Annotated in this window: 10 protein-coding genes; 2 read left to right on the top strand and 8 right to left on the bottom strand. The window is 29.3% G+C overall.

Features of this window, described 5'->3' with window-relative positions; all coding sequences use genetic code 11:
* Positions 1-1,036: 1,036 nt before the first annotated feature.
* The 8 genes from gyrA to dnaA all read right to left on the bottom strand — a co-directional run bounded on the left by gyrA (position 1,037) and on the right by dnaA (position 10,779).
* Complete coding sequence (gyrA, locus tag BM077_RS06560) at positions 1,037-3,532, bottom strand: DNA gyrase subunit A (protein WP_089748850.1); 2,496 nt, start codon at positions 3,530-3,532, stop codon at positions 1,037-1,039.
* A 34-nt stretch (positions 3,533-3,566) separates the two neighbouring features.
* Positions 3,567-5,486 carry a DNA topoisomerase (ATP-hydrolyzing) subunit B gene (gene gyrB, locus BM077_RS06555; protein WP_090003480.1) on the bottom strand — a complete coding sequence of 640 codons (1,920 nt, stop codon included), beginning with the start codon at positions 5,484-5,486 and terminating at the stop codon, positions 3,567-3,569.
* Between the two features lie 51 nt (positions 5,487-5,537).
* On the bottom strand, positions 5,538-5,795 hold the full coding sequence (remB, locus tag BM077_RS06550; RefSeq protein WP_089748852.1) for an extracellular matrix regulator RemB: 258 nt from the start codon (positions 5,793-5,795) through the stop codon (positions 5,538-5,540).
* 14 nt (positions 5,796-5,809) lie between these two features.
* The gene (locus BM077_RS06545) at positions 5,810-6,682 is read right to left on the bottom strand and encodes a DciA family protein (RefSeq protein ID WP_089748853.1); all 873 of its coding nucleotides are present in this window, start codon (positions 6,680-6,682) and stop codon (positions 5,810-5,812) included.
* Positions 6,675-7,799, bottom strand: a complete 1,125-nt coding sequence (gene recF / locus BM077_RS06540; protein ID WP_089748854.1) for a DNA replication/repair protein RecF — start codon at positions 7,797-7,799, stop codon at positions 6,675-6,677. Before recF ends, BM077_RS06545 begins: the two co-directional genes overlap by 8 nt.
* 23 nt (positions 7,800-7,822) lie before the next feature.
* Positions 7,823-8,035, bottom strand: a complete 213-nt coding sequence (locus BM077_RS06535) for an RNA-binding S4 domain-containing protein (protein WP_089748855.1) — start codon at positions 8,033-8,035, stop codon at positions 7,823-7,825.
* Between the two features lie 12 nt (positions 8,036-8,047).
* Positions 8,048-9,151 carry a DNA polymerase III subunit beta gene (gene dnaN, locus BM077_RS06530; RefSeq protein ID WP_089748856.1) on the bottom strand — a complete coding sequence of 368 codons (1,104 nt, stop codon included), beginning with the start codon at positions 9,149-9,151 and terminating at the stop codon, positions 8,048-8,050.
* Positions 9,152-9,420: 269 nt separating this feature from the next.
* The gene (dnaA, locus tag BM077_RS06525) at positions 9,421-10,779 is read right to left on the bottom strand and encodes a chromosomal replication initiator protein DnaA (RefSeq protein WP_089748857.1); all 1,359 of its coding nucleotides are present in this window, start codon (positions 10,777-10,779) and stop codon (positions 9,421-9,423) included.
* 562 nt (positions 10,780-11,341) lie between these two features.
* Between dnaA and rnpA the strand changes: the two genes are divergently transcribed.
* Positions 11,342-11,698, top strand: a complete 357-nt coding sequence (gene rnpA, locus BM077_RS06520) for a ribonuclease P protein component (RefSeq protein WP_089748858.1) — start codon at positions 11,342-11,344, stop codon at positions 11,696-11,698.
* A gap of 46 nt (positions 11,699-11,744) precedes the next feature.
* On the top strand, positions 11,745-11,957 hold the full coding sequence (gene yidD / locus BM077_RS06515) for a membrane protein insertion efficiency factor YidD (RefSeq protein ID WP_089748859.1): 213 nt from the start codon (positions 11,745-11,747) through the stop codon (positions 11,955-11,957).
* Positions 11,958-11,965: the final 8 nt, after the last annotated feature.

Here is an 11,965-nt window from a genome sequence, read left to right as displayed (position 1 = left end):
GTGTTAAGCACGCCGCCAGCGTTCGTCCTGAGCCAGGATCAAACTCTCCAAATAAAATATATGATTAATCTGCAAAGCAGATTTAATCGCGAGTTTAACTGACTCTTAAGATTACTCATTTGCATTGACGTTCATGTGTACAGACAATGTTTAGTTTTCAAAGACCAACTTTTTTGTTAATCAAAATCATCAATATATAAATGAAGATTTAATGATTTGACTTGTTAAAATGAACTTTAAATTTTGCTGTCACTTTTTCAGCGACATTTATCATTCTATCATGTCATCGAAAGCTTGTCAAGAAAAACTTAAAAATAATTTTGCTAGACAAGTTATAATCTGTCGCATTTCTTCAAGCGACAAGAAATAGTGTAACAAATCTTTAGAAAAGTGTCAAGAGAAAATTTAAAATGTTTTTTCTCTCACTCACGCTAACAACTTATAATTAACAACAACCTTTGACAACTATCTTTAATCTTTTGAATTTAAAATTGTCAATTGTCAATTGCCAATTGTTTAAGCGACAATTAATAGTGTAACAAAACTTTCGGAACTTGTCAAGAGAAAATTTAAAATGTTTTTTCTCTCGCTCACGCTAACAATTTATAATTAACAATAACCTTTGACAACTATCTTTAAATGTTTGAATTTAAAATTGTTAATTGTCAACTGTCAATTGTTTTAAGCGACAAGAAATAGTGTAACAAATTCTCCGAAAAGTGTCAAGAAAAAATTCAAAATGTTTTTTCTCTCACTCACGCTAACAATTTATAAGTGACAACAACCTTTAACAATTATCTTTAATCTTTTGAATTTAAAATTGTCAATAGTCAATCGTCAACTGTCAATTGTTTAAGCGACAAGAAATATTCTAACATATTATTATCAATCTGTCAAGAATAAAAAACATCTATGTACAGCAATTATATCAACTTATTACTATTTTGTTCTAAGTTTAAGTTTTATATTCATATTATATTGAGAAAGAGTCAATATATTTCATTTTTTATATTTATACTGACTCTTTTTCTGTTGGTTATTCTTTAACTTCTATACTATCTTTGTTCTCTTCTTTATTTTCTTCATCGACATTTTCTTCTTCATCATTAGCTTTATTATTTATATAACCTAAAGAAACCACTTGGTCTCCTTCAGATAGAGTCATTACTCTAACACCTTGTGTATTACGACCTGTAGATGAAATTCCTGCAACTGAAATTCTAATTAAAATACCATCTTCTGAAATTAACATTATTTCATCATCTTCTTCAACTACTCTTAGAGCTATTAGCTTTCCATTCTTTTCTGTTCGTTTAAGAGTAATTAAACCTTTTCCAGCCCTACTTTGCGGTCGATACTTATTCAGTGATGTACGTTTACCATAGCCCTGATCAGTAATAACTAATAATTGAGCACCCTCTCTAATGATGTCCATTCCAATTACTTGGTCTTCCGGTGCTAAGTCAATACCTTTTACTCCTCTAGCTGTTCTCCCCATGCTCCTAACTTCCGATTCACTAAACCTAATAGCTAATCCCATCTCTGTACCTAAAATAATCTCTTCTTCTCCTACAGTCGGTTTAACACTAATTAATTCGTCATCTTCTTTTAAGTCAATTGCTATTAATCCAGTATAGTTAGTATCAAATGCTTCTAGGTCTGTCTTCTTAATTATTCCTTGTTTAGTCGCCATCATTAGGTATTTGTCTTTTTTAAACTCTTTTATTGGAATAACAGCTGTGATTTTTTCATCTGGAGCTATCTCTAGTAAATTAACAATAGCTGTACCTTTAGCCTGACGGCTAGCTTCCGGAATCTGATACCCTTTTAGTCTATATACACGTCCTTGATTAGTAAAGAATAATAGATAATTATGAGTTGATGTTGTATATAAATTTTCTACAAAGTCTTCCTTATTGGTATTAACACCAATTATTCCTTTACCACCACGATGTTGACTTCTATATGTATCTAATGGAATTCGCTTAATATACCCTTGATTAGTTAGAGTAATCACTATCTCTTCTTCTTTAATTAAATCTTCCATATCTATATCAATCTCTTGGTCTACTATATCTGTCCTTCTTTCATCTTTATATTCTTCTTTTAATTCTAATATTTCTTCTTTTATAATTTCTAATAATTTTTCATCACTAGCTAAAATTGATTCATAGTACTTTATTTTTTTAACTAATTCTTTATATTCATCTTGTATCTTAACTCTCTCTAAACCCGTTAACCTTTGTAACCTCATACTTAGTATAGCCTTAGCTTGCTTTTCAGTCAATTCAAACTCAGACATTAATCTATCTTTAGCTATATCTGCATTATCAGATCCACGTACAATCTTAATTATTTTGTCTATATTATCTAACGCAATCTCTAAACCTTCTAGAATATGTGCTCTTGCAGCTGCTTTATTAAGATCATACTGAGTTCTTCTAGTAACTACTTCTTTTTGATGTTCAAGATAATGCTCTAAAACTTCTTTTAGATTTAATACTTTCGGTTCACCATCAACTAACGCTAACATAATAATACCAAAAGTATTCTGTAAACGCGTATGTTTAAATAATTTATTTAAAGTTATTTTAGGATTAACTCCTTGCTTTAATTCAATAACTATTCGCATGCCATTACGGTCTGATTCATCTCGCAAATCAGAAATACCAGTTACTTTCTCATCTTTAACTAAATCTGCTATCTGTTCAACTAACTTAGCTTTATTTACTTGATACGGCAACTCATGAACAATAATTCGAGACTTATTATTATTCATCTCTTCAATTTCAGTTCTAGCTCGGACTGTTAACTTTCCTCTTCCGGTTTCAAATGCTTTTTTAATTGCCTTTCTACCCATAATTAAACCGCCAGTTGGAAAATCAGGACCTTTAATAATCTTCATCAGATCTATAATCTCAATATCTGGATCTTCCATCATAGCAATTAACCCATCAACCACTTCTGATAAATTATGTGGTGGAATATTCGTTGACATTCCAACAGCTATCCCGGAGGAACCATTAATTAAAAGGTTTGGTAGCTTAGCTGGCAATACTTCCGGTTCTTCAAGCGTATCATCAAAATTAGGTTGAAAATCTACAGTATCCTTCTTTATATCTGATAGTAACTCAGTAGCAATATTAGACATTCTAGCCTCTGTATATCGCATTGCAGCTGCTGAATCACCATCAACTGACCCAAAGTTACCGTGACCATCGACTAACATATATCTATAGGAAAAATCTTGAGCCATTCTTACCATCGTATCATAGACAGCAGTGTCTCCATGTGGATGGTATTTACCTAGTACTTCACCTACTATTCTTGCTGATTTCTTATGAGACTTGTCAGGTGTTATTCCTAAATCATACATTGCATATAAGATTCGACGATGAACTGGTTTTAAGCCATCTCTAACATCAGGTAATGCCCGACCTACAATTACACTCATAGCATAATCTATATAGGCATCTTTCATCTCATTTTCAATATCTACAAGTTTAACTTGCTTCTGTTCTAATTCTGGCATAATTCTTCCCCCTATTTATACTTAACATTGAAACTTAAATATCTATATTCCTAGCCTCTTTAGCATGTTGTTGAATAAATTCTCTCCGCGGTGCTACTTTATCTCCCATTAAAGTTGTAAAGACTTCATCTGCCATTACTGCATCTTCTATCTGTACCTTTAAAAGCGTTCTATTTTCTGGATCCATAGTAGTCTTCCATAACTGTCCAGGGTTCATTTCTCCTAGTCCCTTATATCTTTGCATCGAGATTCCTTTTCTACCAATATCATTTAATAATTCATCTAATTTCCGATCATTATAGATATAATATTCTTTTCTGCCTCTACTCACTTTATAAAGTGGTGGTTGAGCTATATATATATTACCTGCTTCTAAAAGTGGCCGCATATAACGATAAAAGAAAGTTAAGAGCAAAGTTCTTATATGTGCCCCATCTACATCAGCATCTGTCATAATAATAACTTTCTTATATCTAGCCTTACTGATATCAAACTCATCAGCAATTCCTGTTCCTAAAGCAGTAATTAAAGCACGAATTTCATTATTGTTTAGAATTCTATTTAAGCGAGCCTTTTCTACATTTAATATTTTACCCTTTAAAGGCAAAATAGCTTGAAATTCTCTATCTCTCCCTTGCTTTGCTGACCCTCCAGCAGAATCACCCTCTACTATATAAATTTCTGACTCTTCAGGATCTCTTGAAGAGCAATCAGCTAACTTTCCTGGTAGTGCTGTACTGGTTAAAGCATTCTTTCTTCTAGTTAACTCTCTTGCTTTTTTAGCAGCTTTTCTAGCTTGAGCAGCTTTAATAGCTTTCTGAACAACGATAGAACCTATTTTGGGATTCTGTTCTAAAAAATTATTTAGATTTTCAGAAACCATTGAATCAACTATTCCTCGCATCTCACTATTTCCTAATTTAGTCTTAGTCTGTCCTTCAAATTGTGGATCAGTCAACTTAACATTAACGATAGCTACTATTCCTTCTCTAATATCATCTCCAGATAGATTAGGGTCATCTTCTTTTAGATGATTCTTTCTTCTTGCATAATCATTTACTGTTCTTGTTAGAGCACTTTTAAATCCACTTAAATGAGTTCCACCTTCATGAGTATTGATATTATTTGCAAATGTAAAGATACTATCTACATAACTTTCATTATATTGTATTGCTATCTCTATATGATTGTCTTCAATCTCTTCTTCAAAATAAATAACCTCTTCATGGATTGGGTCTTTCTTTTCATTTAAATTTTTAACAAATGAAATGATTCCACCTTCATATTGAAATATATCGTGCTTTTCTTCATCTGTTCTTTCATCTTTTAATTCAATCTTAATTCCTTTATTTAAATATGCTAATTCTCTTAATCTCTTAATTAAAGTACTATACTTAAATTCAACAATATCAAATATCTCTGGGTCAGGTTTAAATCTAATCTTCGTTCCACTATTATTGCTTTCACCTATCTCTGTCAATTCTTTAGTAGGAATTCCTCTTTCGTATCGTTGATGATATAACTTATTATTTCTTTTTACTTCTACTTCCAGCCATTTTGACAAGGCATTCACTACTGAAACCCCTACTCCATGTAATCCACCAGAAACTTTATATCCTTCACTATCAAATTTCCCACCAGCGTGTAAAACGGTCATTACTATCTCAACAGCTGTTTTTTCTAATTTAGGGTGAGGAGAAATTGGAATACCTCGCCCATCATCTGTAATTGTAACTACATTACCAGGTTCGACAGTTACTTCTATATTTTTACAATAACCAACAAGAGCTTCATCTATACTATTATCTACTACCTCATAAACTAAATGATGTAATCCTTTAGGACCAGTACTTCCTATATACATACCTGGTCTTTTGCGAACTGCTTCTAACCCCTCTAGCACTTGAATCTGGTCAGCATCATATTCAGAATGATTAAATTCCTCTTTTGTCATAGCTATAACCTCCATTTAGTCGCCTTTCATAAACTGATTAAAACCGTGACACTAGTGATCACGGTTTAAACGATTTACAAAATTCATTCTCTTTCTTAATGTTTTAGAAGATATATTTGAATAATAAATAGTTTCATTCGTTATTACAAATGATTTAGGTTTGCCTTTTGAAAAATCCTTAACAAATCCTTCTTCTTTAGCAATCTGTAAAAAATCATCAGTATCTTCTGAATCAGTAGATTCAATATCAGCAATCATTACTACATCCTTGGTAGGAATCATATAATCATTCCCTAAATGTAATAACATAATCTATAGCCTCCCTATAACTTATCATAAATCTTAATGTAGTTACTACCAATTACTTCTTCGATTATATCTCTATTTAATTGTTTAGGATGAATTTTTTCCTTTAACATTACGTAATATTGAATCAAAACTTTAAACTTCTGATTCAATTTAGGCTTCTGTCTCCTAACTACATCAGTAATTCCATCTTCAATCTCTCCCCAGAATTTATCGATCAATTCTTTTTTGATTCTATTATAATCTGAAACCAGAAGTTCAGGATAAATTTCGTTAACTTCTTCATAAGTTAACCAGGGGCTTTCTAATAATAATCTTTCTAATTTATCAAGTTGTTTACCACTCTTTAATTGACAGACCATACATCCATCTGTATCATCAGGATGCAATGTTGAACAATATTTACACCTTTTCCAACCATTCTTCAACTTCCATTTCTCCATCTTCTTATCTTTCACCATTATCGAATGAATCTTTTCACTTAAATCCGAATCCCCAATACTCTTTATACTACTATCAATTTCTTTAAGTTCATCAGATGTTAACTCTATTTCACTTAAGTCAAACTCTTCATTAGATATTAATTCTTCTTCTTTATCTTCTATAGTACCTAATTTAAATCTTATATCTTTAACAACTTCTTCACCTAATCTATTATTCAATCTAGATATTAATTCTGATTTTAAAAATAAAAGTTGATGAGCCCAAGTAGAACTATTCACAAGTATAAATAGTATTCCTCGATTTATGTAATTAGCTTTAGTATGTTTCTTTAACTTATCACCGATAACTTCTTGCCAGATGATTAAAGCTTTTCTTTCTTTAATCTTTTTATCTAAGTCTAACTTTTTTAGAGTCTCTTTTAAAACGTGATTAATATCTTTAACCATTATCTGAGACCCTCACCACCTTACCTTCTGTAACTTTATAAATATTCTTATTAGCTTTTAATTTATCTAATTTATCTATTTTAGTGCTAGTTATAAATGTTTGAATCTTATTCATAATTACTTTTAAAAGATGTTTCTGTCTTCTATTATCTAATTCAGAAAAAACATCATCCAACAATAAAATAGGGTACTCTCCTATTTCTGACTTCATAAATTCTAACTCTGCTAACTTTAAAGCTAATGCTGCAGTCCTTTGTTGACCTTGTGAGCCAAACTTTCTAATCTCTATATCATTAACTTTAAGTATAATATCATCACGATGTGGCCCATAACAAGTAACTCCGCGATTAATCTCTTTCTGTTGATTATTATTTAATTTATAATCAAATTGGTCTTTAATCTTTTCTAAGTCATAATCTTTATCATCTAAATTTAAAGATGAATCATAAATTAATTCTAATGTCTCTAAACCATTAGTAATTTTACGGTGCATTAATCGAGCTAAAATACTTAATTTTTCTAAAGTTTTTAGTCTCTTAATAATCACTTTACTACCTAACTCTATTAACTGTTGATTCCAAACTGCTAACATATCCTTAGAACTATTTCTTTCTCTAATTTCTTTTAATAGGTTATTGCGTTGCTTCAGCACCTGATTATATTCTTGTAAATTATGATGATAATATGAATTGATCTGTGAAATTTCTAAATTAATAAACTTTCTTCTTTTACTAGGGCTACCTTTAACTAATTCTAAATCCTCTGGTGAAAAAATAACAACGTTTAGATATCCTAAAAGGTCACTAATTCTTTTTAAATTATTAGAATTAATTTTGATATCCTTTTTTCTTCCTTCGACCAAAACCTCTATTTTAAATTTTTGATCTTTTTTATGAAGTTTACTTTGAATATAAAATTTATCTTTCTGCCAGTTAGTCATTTCAGAAACAATATTAGTTCGATGAGAATTACCTGTACTTAATAAATATATAGCCTCTAAAATGTTAGTCTTCCCTTGAGCATTATTTCCTATAAATATATTAAGATTTTTATTTAATTCTAATTTCAAAGTATGATAATTTCTAAAGTTCTTTAAAAAAAGGTTGGCAAGATACAAGTTATTTTTTCACTCCTTACCACCTAACTACTGGTTACTTTATATTTATTTCCTTTAATTTCAATTACATCTCCAGGATATAGAGTAGCACTTCTCCTTTCTTCTATTTCACCATTAACCATCACTTTTCCTTCTTTTATAATTAATTTGGCTTCTCCACCGGTAGAAGTAAGATTAGCCCACTTTAAAAATTGATCTAGATTAATTGTATCTGTTTTTATAGCTATATTTTTCATTTTACCACTCCTTTATGCAGATCTAACAGGCATAATAACATAGATATATTCATCACTCTTCATTTCTTTAATAACACCAGGACTTAATTTACCTGATAGCTCTAATAATACCTCTTCACTATCAATTACTTTTAAAACATCCATTAAGTAATTAGCATTGAATGCTATTTCAGTATTATCTCCTTGTTGTTCAATTTCTAACTCCTCATATGATTCACCAACTTTTGAAGAAGTTGACTCAATTATTAAACGACTATCTTCAAATTTTGTTCTAATAATATTTGAATTATCCTTTACAAATAATGAAGCTCTTTTAGTTGCATTTAATAAATCTTTTCTTTTTACTGTTACTTGAGTAGAAAAATTATTAGGAATAACCTGATTATAATTAGGAAAATTTCCTTCAATTAAGCGAGATATAATTGTTATACCAGAAAAATCGAATAACATTTGATTATCTGTTGTTAAAATTTGCACTTCTTTTTCTTCTTCTGAACTTAATAATTTACTTAATTCATCTAAAGTTTTACTAGGAATAATAACTTTATTATCTGATAATTCTTTATCCAAGTTTAATTCTGTATATGATAAGCGATATGAATCAGTAGCAACCATTTTTAGTAATTGGTCTTCTACTAATAATAAACCACCTGTTAAGAATGGTCTACTTTCATCATTAGAAGTGGCAAATTTTATTCTATCAATCATTGTTTTAAGGTTCTTTTGTTTTAATAAATATTCAGTTCCAGATTCTATTTCTGGTAATAATGGAAATTCATCAGCTGGAAAACCATTAATTTTAAATTCCGATAGATCGCAAATTATTTTAGCATTATTCTCTTCATTAACTTTTAATTCTAATTCTTGATTAGGAAGTTCTCTAATAATACTTGTTAGATAATTTGCTGGTAATACAGTACTACCATTACTTATAATTTTAGCATTTACATTACATTCTATTCCTATTTCTAAGTCAGTTCCAACTAATTTTAATTTATCATTTACAGTTTTTATTAATATTCCAGATAATATAGGTAGTGTGCTTTTTGAGGAAACTGCTTTACTTACAATTTGAATTCCTTCATAAAGCTCTTTTTTATTAACCTTAATTTGCATGTAAAGACCTCCTTGAAATTTAGTTTATCAACATATTAGTAACTATTATATTATGTCTATATAATTATAAAAAATAGTAGTAATAGTAGTAGTAGCTGTGGATATGTGGAAAAGTGGATAAATCCCATGCCCTACAAGGTTATCCACATGTTAATAAAGTGTTATTAACCTAGACCTAGTTATACACATATAAACAGATATAAGTAACCCTTAAAGTTATACACAATTAATAAACAACTTGTTAGCAATGTTATGAACAGATTTGAGACTTACTTTTTTATTTTATTTATTAGACTTTCTACTGTTTTTTTGAAATCAATTTCTTCTTCAATTTTAGTGCTTATTTTATCGTAAGCATGTAATACAGTAGTATGGTCTCTTCCTCCAAAATTTTCTCCAATTTTAGGTAAAGAGGCATCTGTTAATTCTCTTGAAATATACATAGCTATCTGTCTAGGAAAAGCTATAGCACGAGTTCTTTTTTTAGATTTCATATCTTTCATTTCTAAATTGTAATATTCAGTAACTACTTTTTGAATTAATTCCATATTTATTTCCTTTGGTTCTGATGTAGGAATGATATCTTTTAATGCTTCTTGAGCTAACTCAACAGTTATATTCTTATTAGTTAAAGAAGAATAAGCAACTACTCTAATGAGAGCCCCTTCTAATTCTCTAATATTGGAATGAATCTGATTAGCAATATAGACTATTACTTCATTAGGTACTTCAAGATCTTCCAAAGTAGCTTTTTTACGTAAGATAGCTATTCTAGTTTCTAGGTCAGGTTCTTGGATATCAGTAATTAGTCCCCACTCAAATCGTGATCGTAACCTCTCTTCTAAAGTAGGTATCTCTTTTGGAGGGCGGTCACTAGAGATTATTATCTGTTTACTAGCCTCATGTAAAGCATTGAAGGTATGAAAAAATTCCTCTTGAGTTCTTTCTTTACCAGCTAGAAATTGAATATCGTCAACTAATAGAATGTCAATATTTCTATATTTATTTCTAAATTTAACCGTTTTATCATCTCTAATTGAATTAATGAGTTCGTTGGTGAACTTTTCTGAAGTAACATAAACAACTTTTAAGCTAGAGTCATGCTTAAGAATATAATGGCCAATAGCATGCATTAAATGAGTTTTGCCTAATCCAACATCACCATAAATAAATAAAGGATTATATGCTTTAGCTGGAGCTTCAGCTACGGCTAAAGATGCTGCATGAGCAAAACGATTACTGCTGCCAATAACAAATGTATCAAAAGTATATTTAGGATTTAAGAATGAAGTATTCTTTTTATTTTGTGATTCTTTTTCTTTTATTTTCTTTTCTTTTTTATCATTTATTTTATTGTTAGATTCTTCTTTTTGAGGTTCTGGTATTACAAATTTAACGTCTAAATTTCTATTAATTAGTTGATTAATAGTTTCCTTAATTAAGTTATCATATCTTGTTTCTAACCAATCTTTAGAGAATTCATTAGGTACTTCAACTAATATATTATTTTCTTCAATAGCGATTAATTTAGTAGATTTAAGCCAAGTTTGAAAACTAGGTTTACTTAATTTAGATTGAAATATTTCTAAAGCTTTTTGCCAAATGTGAGCTAAATCTTCATTCTTCATTAATTTTGACCTCCTAAAAAATTTAAAAGTTATCCACAGAAATACTCACAAAAGCGTGGATAAATAATTAAGTGCTTAATTACTATATTACCCAATAAATAGTATAATAGTCTAAAAAAGACAAAAAAATATATGTAACAGTTTATATTATCAACAAAATTTTAGTATTATACCTAATAATGTGGATAACAAAGAGAATAAAGCAAAAAAATATAAAATGTATAACTTATCCACAGACTTACTAACAACCTGTGTATAAGTTATAATCCCATTCTATTAGTTCCTTAAGCTTAATTTTGGTTTATTTTCGATATAATAATAATAACAAATTATTCACAGATTATCAACATTTATTTCACAGAAAACATTCATTTTACCCACAATTTATTAGAAATCCACAACTTTCTTTGGATAAGTAAGGCAGATCAATTTTTAATATATCTTGACATAAAGGTGATTTATAATCTATAATTTATATAGTAGAATCTTCTAGATTAATTTTGATAAATAAATATAATTAACAGTATTTAATATTTATACACTTTAGAGGGGAAGTTTTAGTATGGTACAAAAAGATGAATCACTGCCTAAGTTTGAAATGTTAACTAAGAACTATCAATTTAAAAAAGTGTATAACAATGGTAAATCTATAGCAAATCGTTTAGTTGTTTTATATTATTTAAGGAAAGATCAGGACCAGAGACGTATTGGTTTTTCTGTAAGTAAGAAGATTGGCAAAGCAGTTACTAGAAATAGAATTAAAAGGACTTTTAAAGAGGTTTATCGTAAGAATAAATATAGACTAATTGATAATGTAGATTTAATTATTATTGCAAGAAGGGGAATTGACCAAGCATCTTACCAAGAAATTAGTAATGCTATGCTAAGAATCTTTAAAAAAGCTAAAGTGTTAAAGTAATTATAAAAGTTAATGAATTTAAAGTTTGGATAAGGCGGTTTTAAATATGTTAAATAGATTACTATTGGTATTAATCAGGGTGTATCAAAAGTTTATTTCACCATTAAAACCAGGGAAATGTAGGTTTTATCCGACATGTTCTAATTATGCTTTAGAAGCTATAAGAAAGTACGGGAGTTTACATGGAGGATTGATGGCTATTAAAAGAATTTTATGTTGTCATCCTTTTCATCCTGGAGGGTATGACCCTGTAGAATAAATTAAAAT

This window comes from Candidatus Frackibacter sp. WG13, assembly GCF_900114655.1.
Classification (GTDB): Bacteria; Bacillota; Halanaerobiia; order Halobacteroidales; family Acetohalobiaceae; genus Frackibacter.
This window is presented reverse-complemented; position numbering and strand designations above follow the sequence as displayed.

Bases quoted from the DNA above. Each gene is read 5' to 3' on its own strand.
- gyrA (WP_089748850.1), bottom strand. From the start codon at position 3,532: ATGCCAGAATTAGAACAGAAGCAAGTTAAACTTGTAGATATTGAAAAT.
- gyrB (WP_090003480.1), bottom strand. From the start codon at position 5,486: ATGACAAAAGAGGAATTTAATCATTCTGAATATGATGCTGACCAGATT.
- remB (WP_089748852.1), bottom strand. From the start codon at position 5,795: ATGTTATTACATTTAGGGAATGATTATATGATTCCTACCAAGGATGTA.
- BM077_RS06545 (WP_089748853.1), bottom strand. From the start codon at position 6,682: ATGGTTAAAGATATTAATCACGTTTTAAAAGAGACTCTAAAAAAGTTA.
- BM077_RS06535 (WP_089748855.1), bottom strand. From the start codon at position 8,035: ATGAAAAATATAGCTATAAAAACAGATACAATTAATCTAGATCAATTT.
- dnaN (WP_089748856.1), bottom strand. From the start codon at position 9,151: ATGCAAATTAAGGTTAATAAAAAAGAGCTTTATGAAGGAATTCAAATT.
- dnaA (WP_089748857.1), bottom strand. From the start codon at position 10,779: ATGAAGAATGAAGATTTAGCTCACATTTGGCAAAAAGCTTTAGAAATA.
- rnpA (WP_089748858.1), top strand. From the start codon at position 11,342: ATGGTACAAAAAGATGAATCACTGCCTAAGTTTGAAATGTTAACTAAG.
- yidD (WP_089748859.1), top strand. From the start codon at position 11,745: ATGTTAAATAGATTACTATTGGTATTAATCAGGGTGTATCAAAAGTTT.